This window comes from Variovorax sp. Soil_C_17, from assembly GCF_057657265.1.
The window spans coordinates 1,225,318-1,240,040 of record NZ_JBDGIT010000002.1; the positions used below are offsets into that span (position 1 = coordinate 1,225,318).

At 68.4% G+C, this 14,723-nt stretch carries 14 protein-coding genes and 3 tRNA genes; 7 read left to right on the top strand and 10 right to left on the bottom strand.

Going from position 1 to position 14,723, the window contains the following annotated elements; all coding sequences use genetic code 11:
- Position 1 precedes the first annotated feature (1 nt).
- The gene (xdhA, locus tag AC3A6Y_RS14285; RefSeq protein WP_487868876.1) at positions 2-1,603 is read right to left on the bottom strand and encodes a xanthine dehydrogenase small subunit; all 1,602 of its coding nucleotides are present in this window, start codon (positions 1,601-1,603) and stop codon (positions 2-4) included.
- A 196-nt stretch (positions 1,604-1,799) separates the two neighbouring features.
- Between xdhA and AC3A6Y_RS14290 the strand changes: the two genes are divergently transcribed.
- From AC3A6Y_RS14290 to AC3A6Y_RS14300, 3 genes are read left to right on the top strand one after another with little or no spacing between them, the layout of a single operon-like run.
- Positions 1,800-2,471 (top strand): alpha/beta hydrolase family protein, encoded by a 672-nt coding sequence (locus AC3A6Y_RS14290; RefSeq protein ID WP_487868877.1) that lies wholly within the window; start codon positions 1,800-1,802, stop codon positions 2,469-2,471.
- Positions 2,472-2,478: 7 nt separating this feature from the next.
- Entirely contained in the window at positions 2,479-3,438 is a 960-nt protein-coding gene (locus AC3A6Y_RS14295) for a diacylglycerol/lipid kinase family protein (protein ID WP_487868878.1), read from the top strand.
- A 58-nt stretch (positions 3,439-3,496) separates the two neighbouring features.
- Positions 3,497-4,327 (top strand): metallophosphoesterase family protein, encoded by an 831-nt coding sequence (locus AC3A6Y_RS14300; RefSeq protein ID WP_487868879.1) that lies wholly within the window; start codon positions 3,497-3,499, stop codon positions 4,325-4,327.
- Between the two features lie 122 nt (positions 4,328-4,449).
- On the opposite strand, the gene AC3A6Y_RS14305 is transcribed toward AC3A6Y_RS14300, so the two are convergent.
- From AC3A6Y_RS14305 to folC, 9 genes are all read right to left on the bottom strand, one after another.
- Positions 4,450-4,526 (bottom strand) — tRNA-Asp (locus AC3A6Y_RS14305).
- Positions 4,527-4,596: 70 nt separating this feature from the next.
- Positions 4,597-4,672: transfer RNA gene (locus tag AC3A6Y_RS14310), tRNA-Glu, on the bottom strand.
- 52 nt (positions 4,673-4,724) lie between these two features.
- Positions 4,725-4,800: transfer RNA gene (locus AC3A6Y_RS14315), tRNA-Ala, on the bottom strand.
- 35 nt (positions 4,801-4,835) lie between these two features.
- A complete protein-coding gene (gene gltX / locus AC3A6Y_RS14320; protein ID WP_487868880.1) occupies positions 4,836-6,218 on the bottom strand; it encodes a glutamate--tRNA ligase in 1,383 nt (460 codons plus the stop codon).
- 3 nt (positions 6,219-6,221) lie between these two features.
- Complete coding sequence (locus AC3A6Y_RS14325) at positions 6,222-7,436, bottom strand: O-succinylhomoserine sulfhydrylase (protein ID WP_487868881.1); 1,215 nt, start codon at positions 7,434-7,436, stop codon at positions 6,222-6,224.
- Between the two features lie 4 nt (positions 7,437-7,440).
- On the bottom strand, positions 7,441-8,958 hold the full coding sequence (purF, locus tag AC3A6Y_RS14330) for an amidophosphoribosyltransferase (protein ID WP_487868882.1): 1,518 nt from the start codon (positions 8,956-8,958) through the stop codon (positions 7,441-7,443).
- Between the two features lie 14 nt (positions 8,959-8,972).
- Positions 8,973-9,458: a CvpA family protein gene (locus AC3A6Y_RS14335; protein ID WP_487868883.1), complete on the bottom strand. Its 486-nt coding sequence runs from the start codon at positions 9,456-9,458 to the stop codon at positions 8,973-8,975.
- Positions 9,459-9,464: 6 nt separating this feature from the next.
- Positions 9,465-10,331, bottom strand: a complete 867-nt coding sequence (locus tag AC3A6Y_RS14340; RefSeq protein WP_487868884.1) for an SPOR domain-containing protein — start codon at positions 10,329-10,331, stop codon at positions 9,465-9,467.
- 62 nt (positions 10,332-10,393) lie between these two features.
- Entirely contained in the window at positions 10,394-11,701 is a 1,308-nt protein-coding gene (folC, locus tag AC3A6Y_RS14345; RefSeq protein ID WP_487869056.1) for a bifunctional tetrahydrofolate synthase/dihydrofolate synthase, read from the bottom strand.
- Between the two features lie 34 nt (positions 11,702-11,735).
- Here folC and AC3A6Y_RS14350 point away from each other — a divergent pair, with 34 nt between their 5' ends.
- The 4 genes from AC3A6Y_RS14350 to argG all read left to right on the top strand — a co-directional run bounded on the left by AC3A6Y_RS14350 (position 11,736) and on the right by argG (position 14,512).
- On the top strand, positions 11,736-12,089 hold the full coding sequence (locus AC3A6Y_RS14350; RefSeq protein ID WP_487868885.1) for an ArsC family reductase: 354 nt from the start codon (positions 11,736-11,738) through the stop codon (positions 12,087-12,089).
- Between the two features lie 74 nt (positions 12,090-12,163).
- The gene (locus AC3A6Y_RS14355; RefSeq protein ID WP_487868886.1) at positions 12,164-12,715 is read left to right on the top strand and encodes a hypothetical protein; all 552 of its coding nucleotides are present in this window, start codon (positions 12,164-12,166) and stop codon (positions 12,713-12,715) included.
- A gap of 121 nt (positions 12,716-12,836) precedes the next feature.
- Positions 12,837-13,160: a pyrimidine/purine nucleoside phosphorylase gene (gene ppnP / locus AC3A6Y_RS14360; RefSeq protein ID WP_487868887.1), complete on the top strand. Its 324-nt coding sequence runs from the start codon at positions 12,837-12,839 to the stop codon at positions 13,158-13,160.
- 17 nt (positions 13,161-13,177) lie between these two features.
- Positions 13,178-14,512: an argininosuccinate synthase gene (gene argG, locus AC3A6Y_RS14365; RefSeq protein WP_487868888.1), complete on the top strand. Its 1,335-nt coding sequence runs from the start codon at positions 13,178-13,180 to the stop codon at positions 14,510-14,512.
- Positions 14,513-14,723: the final 211 nt, after the last annotated feature.

Below are 14,723 nucleotides of genomic sequence, written 5' to 3' on the forward strand. Positions count from 1 at the left end.
TTCAGACTCCTTCGGCGGCGGCGGTGGCGGCGACGGCATGGGGCATGACGCTCCAGACGCTGGTGGCCTCCACCGGCAACGGATCCTTGGCGCGCGTTTCCAGCCACAGGCGCTGCAGCAGGTTCTGCGCCACCTGCAGGCGGTAGTCGGCGCTGGCGCGCATGTCGGTCAACGGCTTGAAGTCCTGCGCCAGCGCCTGCTTGGCGGCGTTGACGCTGGCCTGGGTCCAGGGCTTGCCCAGCAGCGCGGCCTCGGCCTGCGCGGCGCGCTTGACGATCGCGGCCATGCCGCCGTAGGCCAGGCGCACGGCCTTGACGGTGTCGCCGTCGAGCTCGATCGCGAAGCCGCCGCACAGGGCCGAGATGTCGCAGTCGAAGCGCTTGCTGATCTTGTAGGCCCGTACCTGGCGCTTCATTGCCGAGAGCGGCACCGCCAGGCCCTGCACGAACTCGCCGGGCTCCAGCTTGTTCTTCATGTAGTCGACGTAGAAATCGGGCAGCGGCATGCGGCGCACGCGCTCGCCGCGGCGCAGCTCGATTTCGGCATCGAGCGACATCAGCACCGGCGGCGAGTCGCCGATGGGCGAGCCGTTGGCCACATTGCCGCCCATGGTGCCGGCATTGCGGATGGGCGGCGAGGCGAAGCGCAGCCACACGTCGGTGAGGCTGGGCACGCGTGCAGCGAGCGCGCGGAAGGCGTTCTCGAGGGAGGCGCCGGCGCCGATGTAGAGCTCGCCGTTCCCGCCTTGGCCGCGCTCCTGCACCACCTTCATCTCGGTCACGTCGCCCACATAGATGATGTCGCCCAGATCGCGGAACTGCTTGTTGACCCACAGGCCGACGTCGGTGGAACCCGACAGCAGCTGCGCGGCGGGCTTGGCCTCGCGCAGCGCGGCGAGTTGAGCGAGCGTCGTGGGCGCGTGGAAATGGTCGATGCGCTGGCCCAGCGGCGCGGCGTAGTCGAAGCTGGGCTCGTGCTTCAGGCTCTGCAGCGCGGCGACCACCGGCTCGGTGTCCAGCCGCACGGCGGGCAGGTCGAACATGCGCTGCCCGGCATCGAGGATGGGCCGATAGCCGGTGCAGCGGCAGAGATTGCCCGAGAGATCGTCGGCCAGTTGCTGGCGCGTGGGCTGGGTGCCCGCGTCCTGGTGGTGCTCGTAGGTGGACCACAGCGACATCACGAAGCCCGGGGTGCAGAAGCCGCACTGCGAGCCGTGGCAATCGACCAGCGCCTGCTGCACCGGATGCAGGTGTATGGCCGTCTGCTTGTCGCGCGGCGCCCGGTCGCGCTGGCGGGTGCACTGGGCCTTGAGGTCCTCGACCGTGAACAGCGCCTTGCCGTGCAGCGTGGGCAGGAACTGGATGCAGGCGTTGACGGTCGAGAGGCGCAGGCCGCCCACCGCCTCCTTCTCGCCGGCCTCGGCGAGCTCGCCGATCACGACCGTGCAGGCGCCGCAGTCGCCCTCGTTGCAGCCTTCCTTGGTGCCGGTGCAGCGCGCGTCCTCGCGCAGCCAGTCCAGCACCGAGCGCGTCGGATGGACGCCGCTCACGTCGACGATCCGGCCGCGGTGGAAGAAGCGGATGGGTTGGGTCTGGTCGGTCATGCTCATGCTCGTGGGGCGGTCTTCGTTGCGATCAAGAATCGTGCCTTGCGAAGGTATTCCTTTGCGAGGCGCCAGGCATACGGACGTGCCCATACGGCCTATGTGGGGCTTGCTATATAACGCCCGGGAAAACCCTTGATTCGGGCTGTTCGGCCGCCGCAAGCCGCACACTGGGCCTGGCCCGTTGGAATCCAGCATGAGCCTCCACACGCAACAAATCAACTTCCAGGTCGGCAGCCATGGCACCGTCTCGGGACTGGTGCAGTCGCCGGCCGAACCCCTGGCCTGCTATGTCTTCGCCCACGGCGCAGGCGCGGGCATGGGGCATTCGTTCATGAGCGCGGTGTCGGCGGGGCTGGCGGCGCGCGGCATCGCCACGCTGCGCTTCCAGTTCCCGTCGATGGAGCAAGGCAAGAAGCGGCCCGATCCGCCGCCCGTCGCACATGCCGCCGTGCGCGCGGCGGTGGCACAGGCGGCCGAACGCTTCGGGCCGCTGCCGCTCTTCGCGGGCGGCAAGTCCTTCGGCGGGCGGATGACTTCGCAGGCGCAGGCGCTCGACCCGCTGCCAGGGGTGAAGGGCCTGGTCTTCGTCGGCTTTCCGCTGCATCCTGCGGGAACGCCCTCCACCGGGCGCGCGGACCACCTGGCCGATGTGCGCGTGCCGATGCTGTTCGTGCAGGGCACGCGCGACGAGCTGGCGGACCTGGCCGGCATCCGGGGCGTGGTCTCGAAGCTGGGGGCGTCGGCAACGCTGATGGAGATCGCCGAGGCCGACCACGCCTTCCATGTGCTGCGCCGCTCCGGGCGCAACGACGAAGAGGTCCTCGCGGAAATCCTCGATGGCATGACGGCCTGGATGCGGAGATAGATGGCCCATGTCCCCGTGCCGTTCGCACGAGCGATCTCCGCTCTTCATCGTCTTCAACGTGCACTCGGGCCGCGGCAGTGCGCAGGCCTTGCGCGACGCCATCGCAGCGGCCTGCGCAGCGCAGGCACGAGACTACCGGCTGTTCGAGGTGACGCGCCTGCACCGCCTGCCGGAGCGAATCAGAGAGGCGGTCGACGCCGCGCGGGCCGAGGACGGGGTGGTGGTCGCTGCCGGCGGCGACGGCACCATCAACGCCGTGGCGCAGGCGGTGCTGGGCAGCGGCTGTGCGCTGGGCGTCTTGCCGAAAGGCACCTTCAACTACTTCAGCCGCACCCATGCCATTCCCACGGACACCGGCGAGGCACTGCGGGTGCTGCTCGGCGAGCGGCCGGTCCCGGTGCAGGTCGGGCTGGTGAACGAGCGGGTCTTCCTGGTCAACGCCAGCCTCGGGCTCTATGCGCGCGTGCTGGAAGACCGCGAGATCTACAAGTCCCGCTATGGCCGCAGCCGGTGGGTGGCGCTCTGGTCCGCCGTGGTGACCATGATGCGCCGCCACCCTGGATGGGACCTTCGCATCCAATGGCGCGGCGAGGAGCACCTCGTGCGCACCCCGACGCTTTTCGTCGGCAACAACGCGCTGCAGTTGCAGCAGGTCGGCATGCCGCGGCCCGAGGCGGTGGAGCAAGGCGAGCTCACGGCGATCGCGCTGCGCCCCAGCGGGAGGCTCGCGATGTTCGCGCTGATGCTGCGCGGCGCCTTGAGCCGGCTCGGCGATTCCGACAACGTCATGCATGCGTCCTTCCGCTCGATGTCGGTCAGCCCGGTCGAACGCCGGCGTCGCCGCGCCAAGGTCGCGACGGACGGCGAGGTGCAGCGCATGGACATGCCGCTGCACTTCCGGGTCGCGCCGGAGCCGCTGTGGCTCATCAAGCCGGCGCCGGGCGAGCGGGAGGACGCGCGTCGATGAGCACCGCCCGGCCGCCCGGAAGCGCGCGCACGGCAGCGCGCAACACGGAGCTCGGCTCTTGACCTGTCTGCTGCACATGTCCGATCCGCACTTCGGGACCGAGCAGCCCGAGGTGATGCGCGCACTGGCTGCGCTGGTGCGGGCCGAACGGCCGAGCGCGCTCGTGCTCTCCGGCGACATCACCCAGCGCGCGACGCGCGCGCAGTTCGCGCGGGCCCGCGCCTTCGTGGACAGCCTCGCCGTGCCGCGGCTGCTGGCGATACCGGGCAACCACGACATCCCGCTGTTCGCGCTGTCCACCCGCCTGCTGGCGCCCTATGCGCGGTACCGTTCGGCGTTCGGACAGGCGCTCGAGCCGGTGGTGGATTCGCCCGATTTTCTGGTCGTCGGCGTCAACACCACGCGCTGGTACCGGCACGAGAACGGCGCCGCTTCGCCGCAGCAGGCCGAGCGAGTGGCGCGGCGTCTTGCGCAGGGCACGGCCCGGCAGCTGCGGATCGTGGTGGTACACCAGCCGGTCGCGATCACGCGCGAAGAGGACCGCAAGAACCTGCTCGTCGGGCGCGAGGAGGCGGTGCGAATCTGGGCCGAGGCAGGGGCCGACCTGGTGCTGGGAGGGCATATCCATCTGCCCTTCGTCGTGCCGCTGCACGAAACTGCCGGCGTGCTGGCGCGACGGATGTGGTGCGTGCAAGCGGGCACCGCGGTGTCGACCCGGCTGCGCGCGGGTGCACCCAACTCGGTGAACCTCATCCGCTTCGAGGGCGAGGCCGGCGAACGGCGCTGCACGGTGGAGCAATGGGACTGCGCCGCGGGCGGTGCGCCATTCCGGCGTGCCCGCGTGCACACCCTGGCATTGGACGCGAATGCAGAGGCGACAGCGCGCTAGCGTGGCCGCGCACGCGTGCCATTGGCTCGGGGAGTGATCGTCGTCGCGCCCGAACACTGGGCCGAGCGGAGGGCCGACAAAGAAAAACGGCCACAAGCTGGATGCTTGTGGCCGTTTGAGTTTGGCGGAGTGGACGGGACTCGAACCCGCGACCCCCGGCGTGACAGGCCGGTATTCTAACCAACTGAACTACCACTCCTGGTAGGCTGCGTTCGCTCTGGATAGAGCCAAGTGCTGCCGACTTGTGCCTTCTTCACTTTCGTGAAAACTGGCGACCCTACGGGGATTCGAACCCCGGTAGCCACCGTGAAAGGGTGGTGTCCTAGGCCTCTAGACGATAGGGTCATAAACCTAAGAACCGCGTTGCGATCAACGCTTGGTTATCTCGACTCCCGAATGGTGGAGGTAAGCGGGATCGAACCGCTGACCTCTTGCATGCCATGCAAGCGCTCTCCCAGCTGAGCTATACCCCCTGTGGGTGTCGAGCCTCAAATTATAGCGTGCAAATTCAAGACACCTGTAGCCGTTTCAAAATTTCTTCACGAGAGAAGAGTGCGAGCACGGCATCGAGCGATGGCGTCTGCGCCGTGCCCATCACGAGCACGCGCACCGGCATGGCCAGCGCGGGCATCTTGAGACCCTGTGCGGTCAGCACTTCCTTGATCGCGGCGGTGATGGACGCCTTGTCCCATGCAACGGTGGCGAGCTTGTCGGCCAGCGCGGCGATCGCAGGACGCACCGCGTCCGTCACGTGCTGCGCGCGATCGGCTTCGCTGGGTTGCACGTCCGCATAGAACGCCGCGGCCCAATCGGCCAGCGCCACCGTCGTGTCGCAGCGATCCTTGAAGAGCGCGCAGATCGCAGGGAGCCGTTCGTCGGCGGCGATGCCGCGCTTGCTCAAGTGCGCCGCCACCAGCGGTGCGAGCTCGGCATCGGGCTTGGCCTTGATGTACTGCGCGTTCACCCATGCGAGCTTGGCCGCGTCCCATTGCGCCGGGCTCTTCGAGAGATGCGTGCCGTCGAACCAGCTCACCATCTGCTCGCTCGTGAACAGCTCGTCGTCCCCATGGCTCCAGCCGAGACGCGCGAGGTAATTGAGCATCGCCTCGGGCAGGTAGCCTCCCTCCTCGTAGGCCGTCACGCTGACGGCGCCGCGGCGCTTCGAGAGCTTCTGCCCGTCCTCGCCGAGGATCACGGGCACATGGCCGAAGTGCGGCAGCGGCGCGCCGAGCGCGCGGAAGATGTTGATCTGCCACGGCGTGTTGTTGATGTGCTCGTCGCCGCGAAACACATGCGTGATGCCCATATCCCAGTCGTCGACCACCACCGCGAAGTTGTAGGTCGGCACGCCGTCGGCGCGCACGATGATGAGGTCGTCGATCTCGCGGTTGTTGATGGTGATCGGACCCTTGACGAGGTCGTCCCAGCTCACGTCGCCCTCGGGCGGGTTGCAGAAGCGGATCACGGGAGGCACGCCGTCCGGGATGGGTGGCAGCACCTTGCCCGTCGCGGGCCGCCAACGGCCGTCGTAAAGCGCCTTTTCGCCGCGCGCGCGCTGCGCTTCCTTCATTGCGTCGAGCTCGGCTGGCGTGCAGTAGCAGCGGTAGGCGGTGCCGGCGGCGAGCATCTGTTCGACGACCTGCTTGTAGCGGTCGAGGCGCTGCATCTGGTAGATGGGGCCCTCGTCGTAGTCGAGCCCCAGCCAATGCATCGAAGCGAGGATCTGCTCCACCGATTCCTGGGTCGAGCGGGCGACGTCGGTGTCCTCGATGCGCAGCACGAACTGGCCGCCGTAGTGGCGCGCATAGGCCCACGAGTAGAGCGCGGTGCGTGCGGTGCCGAGATGGAGAAAGCCCGTGGGAGACGGCGCGATGCGGGTACGAACGGTCATGGATCAGGTGGGTAGCGTGTCCAGGCCGCGCGAAAGATCGGCCCGGATGTCGTCGATGTGGTCCAGCCCGACCGCCACACGGATCAGGCCCTGGCCGATGCCGGCGGCCTGGCGCTGCTCTTCGCTCAGGCGGCCGTGCGAGGTGGTGGCGGGGTGGGTGATGGTGGTCTTGGTGTCGCCGAGGTTGGCGGTGATCGAGAGCACGCGGGTGCTGTCGATCACATGGAAGGCGTTGGCACGCGCCGCCTCGGGCGTGTCGCCAAAAACGTCGAAGGAGACCACCGCCCCGCCCTGCCCTGCCTGCTGGCGCATCGCGAGCTCATGCTGCGGATGCGAGGCCAGGCCGGGGTAGTACACGCGCTTCACCCTGGGCTGCGTCTCCAGCCACTGCGCGAGCGCGAGCCCCCCAGCGCAATGGGCCTGCATGCGGATTCCCAGGGTCTCGAGGCCCTTGAGCACGATCCAGGCATTGAAGGGCGACAGCGCCATGCCGGCGGTGCGCACCACCGTGGCAAACACGTCGATCAACTTCTGCGGGCCGCAGATGGCGCCGGCCAGCACGCGGCCCTGCCCCTCGAGGTACTTGGTGCCGGAATGGATAACCAGGTCGGCGCCGAACTCGGTGGGCCGCTGCAGCGCCGGCGAGCAGAAGCAGTTGTCGACCGCCAGCAGCGCGCCGGCGCCGTGGGCCACGTCCGCCAGTGCGCGGATGTCGCAGACGTCGGTCAGCGGATTGGTCGGCGTCTCGGCAAAGAGCAGCCGGGTGTTGGGCTTGATCGCCGCCTTCCATTGCGCCACGTCGGTCTGCGAGACAAAGGTGGTCTCCACGCCGAACTTGCCGAACTCGCGTCCGATGAGGTTGAGTGTGGAGCCGAACACGGAACGCGAGCACACCACGTGGTCACCGGCCTTGAGCAGCCCCATGCACATCATGAGGATCGCGCCCATGCCGCTGGCGGCGCCGATGGCGGCCTCGGTGCCTTCGAGCGCCGCGAGGCGCTGCTCGAAACTGGCGACCGTCGGGTTCGAGGTGCGGGTGTAGGTGAAGCCTTCCTCGGTGCCGGCGAAGCGGCGCGCCGAGGTCTCGGCATCGGGCTGCACGAAGCTGCTGGTGAGGAACAGCGCCTCCGAGTTCTCGCCGTACTGGCTTCGCTCGAGCGCCGCCCGCACGGCGAGCGTGTCGCGGTGCAGGCCGGGGGGCAGGGATCGGTCGGCCACTCTCTCAGGTCTCGCTCAGGTTGGGCAGTGCGAGGCGCGAGGAATCCTCTTCGGTTTCCTCGATGCGCGGGCGGTTGCCGTTCATGCGCTTGATGGCCTCGGTGTCGATGTCGCCGGTCACGTAGACGCCATCGAAGCAGGAGGCATCGAAGCCGTCGAGCTTCGGCCCGGTGCCGGGCGCGGCCTTGAGCACGGCGCGCTTCATCCCCTCCACGTCCTGGTAGATCAGAGCATCGCAGCCGATCAGCTCGCGCACTTCCTCGACGGTGCGGTCATGGGCGACCAGCTCGTCCTTGGTCGGCATGTCGATGCCGTAGACGTTGGGGTAGCGCACGGGCGGCGCCGCGCTCGCGAGATAAACCTTGCGAGCGCCGGCCTCGCGGGCCATCTGCACGATCTCGCGGCTGGTGGTGCCGCGCACGATGGAGTCGTCGACCAGCAGCACGTTGCGGCCCTTGAATTCGCTGCCGATCACGTTGAGTTTCTGTCGCACCGACTTCTTGCGCACGCCCTGCCCCGGCATGATGAAGGTGCGGCCGACGTAGCGGTTCTTCACGAAGCCTTCGCGGTAGGGAATGCCCAGCAGATGGGCGAGCTGCGTCGCGCTCGGGCGGCTCGATTCGGGAATCGGGATGATCACGTCGATCTCGTTCGGCGGCACGGTGGAGATCACGCGCTGAGCCAGCGTCTCGCCGAGGTTGAGCCGCGCCTGGTAGACCGAGATTCCGTCCAGCACCGAGTCGGGCCGCGCCAGATACACGAACTCGAACATGCATGGGTTGAGGCTGGGCGACTCGGCGCATTGCTGCGCATGCAGCTGGCCCTGGAGATCGATGAAGACCGCCTCGCCGGGCGCCACGTAGCGCTCGAACACGTGGCCGGAGCCCTCGAGCGCCACCGTCTCGCTGGCCACCATGTAGGTGCCGTCGGCGCTGCGCCCGACGGCCAGCGGCCGAATGCCGTAGGGGTCGCGGAAGGCCAGCAGGCCATGGCCGGCGATCAGCGCCACCACGGCATAGGAGCCGCGCAGCCGGCGGTGCACATTGCGCACGGCGGCGAAGAGCGTCTCGGAGTTGAGCATGCGGTCGCGCGTCGAACGGTCGAGTTCGTGCGCGAGCACGTTGAGCAGCACTTCGGAGTCGCTGTCGGTGTTGGTGTGGCGGTGGTCGGTGGAGAACAGCTCGGCGCGCAGCGCGTGCGCATTGGTGAGGTTGCCGTTGTGCACCAGCACGATGCCGAAGGGCGCGTTGACATAGAAGGGTTGCGCCTCTTCCTCGCTGAAGGCGTTGCCGGCGGTCGGGTAGCGCACCTGTCCCAGGCCCACGCTGCCCGGCAGGGCCCGCATGTTGCGCGTGCGGAACACGTCGCGCACCATGCCCTTGGCCTTGTGCATGAAGAACTTGCGCTCCAGCAGCGTGACGATGCCGGCGGCGTCCTGGCCGCGGTGCTGCAGCAGCAGGAGCGCGTCATAGAGCAGCTGATTGACGGGTGCGTTGCTGACAACGCCGACGATTCCACACATGACGATCCTTTAGCTCAGGGCAGGTAGCTTGCCAATTTTTCAGGCAGCGCGGGTTTCAGGCCCTGCAATGCCGCATCCAGAACAATGGCGCTGCGCGATTCCTGCCACCAGGACGCGTCGCTCAGCGCGAGCAAATGAACCATGACCGCCGCAGCCAGCAGCGCGACCGCGCCGCGTGCCACGCCGAAGACTGCCCCCAGCAGCCGATCCACGGGCCGCAGGCCCACCGCGGCGATGAGCTTGCGCGTGAGCGAGGCCATCAGCCCCACGCCGAAAGCCACCGCCACGAACACCAGCACGAAGCCTGCCGCATAGCGCCAGCTGGCCGCCGGATCGCCGAAGGGCAGCCAGGCCCCCACGTCGCCGGCGAACCACTGCGCGCAGAAGAAGGCAGCCACCCAGCCGGCCAGGAGGATCACCTCGAACACCAGCCCGCGCACCAGACCGAAGAGCATCGACACCACGAGCAGCACGATGGCGATCCAGTCGAGCGCAGTCACGTCCGACTACAAGCTGAGGACGGCGGCCGCCAAGGACAAGCCCTTGACCCGGCTTGCCGCCTTGTCCGCCTCCGCGCGCGTGCCGAAGGGGCCGACGCGCACACGCGTGCGCTCGCCGTCGGCGGTCTTCGCGACATGGGCGTAGGTCTTGAGACCGGCCTTTTCCAGTTTCTGCCGGACCTCGCGCGCCTTGTCCGGGTCGGCGAAGGCGCCGACCTGGACCACGAAGCGGCCGTTCTCGTCCGCCGCGGCGGTGGGTTTGGCCGCCGTGGCGGCGGTGGTCTTGCCGTCGAGCAAGGCGCGGGCCCTGGCAGCGTCGTCAGCCCCCTTGGCGGCCTTGGTGTCGGGCTTCGCCTCCGCCTTGGCTTCCGCTTTGGGCTCCGGCTTGGGCTTGGGTTCCGGCTTCGGTTCGGGCCTGTGTTCGGGCTTCGGCTCGGGCTTGGCCTCCGCCACGCGCGCCGGCTTGGTCTCGGCAGGCGGCGCGGACGGCACCGGCTTGGACGGCTGGACCTCGGTGCCATCCGCCATCTCGGTGATCATCTCGCTGCCCGAGGGCTTGGCGGCCACCGGCGGGCTCGATGGGGCTGCCGTTGTCGACGTGGCGGGCGCGGGCGCTGCCGGCAGGGGCAGCGGCTTGGTCTTGTTGCGGTCGGGGATCTCGATGGGGATGTCGACCGAAACCGGGCGCGGCTGGGTGTCGAACAGGAGCGGAAAGCCGATCACGCCGACCAGCACCAGCACCGCGGCACCCACGAGCCGGTGCCGGGCGCGTCGTCGCATCGCCTCGATGCTCTCGGCCGGCGCCGCCGCGACGCCGGTGTTTCGCCCTTCGCTGGCCTGCGGACCGCGGGTGCGGAACTTGAAGAACGCCATGAAATTCGATTCCCAGATGGAGTGCAGCGTGAGTTGAAAAAAGGCGCCGGAAATCAGGCCAATCAGGAGTTCGGCGACAGGTGCCGAGCCCGCAGACGAGGTGTTCCGTGCTCGAGCACACCACCCACTGTGAAGAACGATCCGAAGACGACGATTCTATCAGCGGGGTCCGCACGATCGATGGCCGCCTGCAGGGCTTCCATGGGGCCGGCATGCGCGCTCGCCGAGGCATCCGCGCGCGTGTTCTGCGCTTGCCAGCGCGCCTGCAGATCGGCGGCCTTGGCGGCGCGCGGGGTCGGCAGGTCGGTGAAGTACCAGCGGTCGATCATCGGGCCGATGCGCGCGAACATCGGCGCCAGGTCCTTGTCGGCCATCACGCCGAACACGCCGTGGGTGGTGGGGTAGAAGCCCATGGCGTCGAGGTTCTCGGCCAGGGCTGCCACGGCGTGCGGGTTGTGCGCCACGTCCAGCACCAGGGCCGGCTCGCCGGGCACGATCTGGAAGCGCCCCGGCAATTCGACCGAGGCCAGCCCGATGCGGACCGCCTGCGCCGTGACCGGCAGCCGCGGCCGCAGGGCCTCCAGCGCCGCCAGAACGCCGGCCGCGTTGACCAGCTGGTTGGCGCCGCGCAGCGCCGGATAGGCCAGTCCGCTGTAGCGTCGCCCGCGGCCGCTCCAGCCCCACTGCTGCTTGTCGCCCGAGACGTTGAAGTCGCGACCCACGCGCCAGAGATCGGCGCCGACGGCTTCCGCATGCGCGATCACGCTCTGCGGCGGCATCGGGTCGCTCACGATCACGGGCCGGCCGGCGCGCATGATGCCGGCTTTCTCGAAGCCGATGCTTTCCCGATCGGAACCCAGGAACTCCATGTGGTCGAGGTCGATGCTGGTGATGATGGCGCAGTCGGCATCGACCACGTTGACCGCGTCCAGCCGCCCGCCCAGGCCGACCTCGAGGATCGCGACGTCGGGCTTGCTGGCGGCCGTGCATAGCAGGAGGGCGAGCGTGGTGAACTCGAAGTAGGTCAAGGCCATGTCGCCGCGCGCCTGCTCCACCGCCTCGAAGTGCGTCGCCAGCGCCTCGGCCTTCACGGCCTCGCCCGAGAGCAGCAGGCGTTCCTCGAAGTGCACCAGGTGCGGCGAGGTGAACACCGCCGTGCGGTAGCCCGCGTGCATGAGGATGGACTCGAGCATGGCGCAGGTCGAGCCCTTGCCGTTGGTGCCGGCCACCGTGATCACGGGGCAGTCGAAACCAAGGTCGAGCTTCTGGGCCATCGCGCGCACGCGCTCGAGCCCCAGGTCGATGTTCTTGGGGTGCAGGTGCTCGGCGTGTGCGAGCCAGTCGGCGAGGCTTTTCATGGAGCCCGGAATTGTCGCCCACTCGCCGCGCGGGCATCATCGCGGGATGACCACGCTCTATGGAATTCCCAACTGCGACACCGTCAAGCGCGCCCGCGCCTGGCTCGATGAACACGGCATCGCCTATCGTTTCCACGACTTCAAGAAGGAGGGCGTGCCCGAGGCCGAGCTCGACCAGTGGCTGCGCGCGCCCGGCTGGGAGGCCCTGGTCAACCGCCGCGGCACGACCTGGCGCAAGCTGGACGACGCGACCCGCGCCTCGGTGTTCGATGCCGCCTCGGCCCGCGCCGCGTTGCTCGCCAACCCCAGCCTGATCAAGCGCCCGGTGGTCAACTGGGGCGCGCGGACTGGCGTTACCACGGGGTTCGATGCCGCCGAGTGGAAAAGCCACACTGTGTAAACGGTTGAACCCGGGGGACCGGGATCGCGTCGAACAGGTTCAGGGCCCCGCGCCCCATCCTCAGGAGTCTTGACATGCGCACCCATCCAAAAACCATTCGCAGCATTGCCGCCCTTTCCCTGATGGCCGCCCTGGCCGGCACCGCATCCATGGCCCAGGCGGAACAGGTCTGGGCCCGCGTGGTCTCCGTCACGCCCTCGCACGAGACCACGGGCAACACCCGATACAACGTCACCTACGAGTATGCGGGCCGCCAATACACCACCGTCACCGACACGCGCCCCGGCGCCAGCATCCCGATCGAGCTGGGCGACTACGGCGTTGCCACCACCTCCCCCGTTTCACCGCAGCCCGAGATCGCCGGCGGCCCCGTGGACGGCGGCCCGCGCCCCGAATGGAACAACGTGACGCCCGAGCAGGGCGTGGTGGTCTCCGGCGGCGCCCCGGCGTATGCACCGGCGTATGCCCCGGCACCGGTGTACGTGCAGCCGGCGCCGGTCTATTACCCGCCGCCGGTCTATGTGGCACCGGCACCTGCGTACTACCCTGCACCCTACGTCTATCCACCGGTCGGGCTGTCGCTCAATTTCGGCTATTCGCGCGGCTGGCGCGGCCACTGGCGCTGAGCGCTGCGGGCCGGCCTGGCGGCCCGGCCTAAAATCACCGCCTTTCCAACCATTGCACGGGTGCGCCTTTGCGAGGGCGTGCGGCCGGTGGCCGAACGCCGGCGCCAGGCCCTTTTTCGAGATGAGCACTACCGAATCCCTCCAGAGCGCCACGGTTTCGACCAAGGCCAACGTCTACTTCGATGGCAAGTGCGTGAGCCACAGCCTCACGCTGGCCGATGGCAGCAAGAAGTCGGTGGGAGTGATCCTGCCCTCCACCCTCACCTTCAGCACCGGCGCGCCCGAGATCATGGAAGGCACGGGCGGGCGCTGCGAATACCTGCTCTCGGGCAGCAGCGAATGGGTGGCCTCGGGCGTGGGCGATCAATTCAGCGTGCCCGGCAATTCCAGCTTCCAGATCCGCGTGAGCGGCGAGCCCTACAGCTACATCTGCCACTTCGGCTGAACCGGGATTCGAACCACATGGCCACCATCCTTCAAAACATTCCCGCCGGCCAGAAGGTCGGCATCGCCTTCTCCGGCGGCCTGGACACCAGCGCCGCGCTGCACTGGATGCGCAACAAGGGCGCCATCCCCTACGCCTACACCGCCAACCTGGGCCAGCCCGACGAGCCGGATTACGAGGAGATCCCGCGCAAGGCCATGCTCTACGGCGCCGAGAAGGCCCGGCTGGTCGACTGCCGCACGCAGCTCGCATCCGAAGGCCTGGCCGCCCTGCAGGCAGGCGCCTTCCACGTGACCACCGCGGGCCTGACCTACTTCAACACCACGCCGCTGGGCCGGGCCGTCACCGGCACCATGCTGGTCGCGGCCATGAAAGAGGACGACGTCAACATCTGGGGCGACGGCAGCACCTACAAGGGCAACGACATCGAGCGCTTCTACCGCTACGGCCTGCTCACCAACCCGGCACTCAAGATCTACAAGCCCTGGCTGGACCAGACCTTCATCGACGAACTGGGCGGCCGCGCAGAAATGTCGGCCTTCATGCAGAAGGCCGGCTTCGCCTACAAGATGTCGGCCGAGAAGGCCTACTCCACCGACTCCAACATGCTCGGCGCCACGCACGAGGCCAAGGACCTGGAGCACCTGAACAGCGGCATGAAGATCGTGCAGCCGATCATGGGCGTCGCCTTCTGGAAGGACGAGGTCGAAGTCAAGCGCGAAGAAGTCACGGTGCGCTTCGTGGAAGGCCGCCCGGTGGCGATCAACGGGGTCGAATTCCCCAGCCTGGTCGAGCTGCTGCTGGAAGCCAACCGTGTCGGCGGCCGGCACGGCCTGGGCATGAGCGACCAGATCGAGAACCGCATCATCGAGGCCAAGAGCCGCGGCATCTACGAGGCACCGGGCCTGGCGCTGCTTTTCATCGCCTACGAGCGACTGGTCACCGGCATCCACAACGAAGACACGATCGAGCAGTACCGCGACCACGGCCGCCGCCTGGGCCGCCTGCTCTACCAGGGGCGCTGGTTCGACCCGCAGGCCATCATGCTGCGCGAGACGGCACAGCGCTGGGTGGCGCGTGCGGTCACGGGCGAGGTCACCATCGAGCTGCGCCGCGGCAACGACTACTCGATCCTGAACACCGAGTCGCCCAACCTCACCTACAAGCCCGAGCGCCTGACCATGGAAAAGGGCGAATCGAGCTTCTCGCCGGCCGATCGCATCGGCCAGCTCACGATGCGCAACCTCGACATCGTCGATACGCGCGAGAAGCTGGGCATCTACACGCAGGTGGGCCTGCTCTCCGCCGGCCAGGGCGCGTCGCTGCCGCAGCTGAAGAACGACGCGGACTGAAATCGGTCAGCCGTGCGCAGAGGACGCTCGCCCTCTGCGTGCGGATGCGCGGCCGCCCTTGCGACCGTATCAATCGCCATCCGCCACCGCAGCCGATGGCAGCGAACAGCGCCCCGGCCCGTTCGCCAATAGAGCACGGCCACGATCCCCACCACCCACGACAGCCGACGGCTCCACGACAACGCCTGGATGCGGCGCCGGAAGTTGAGCT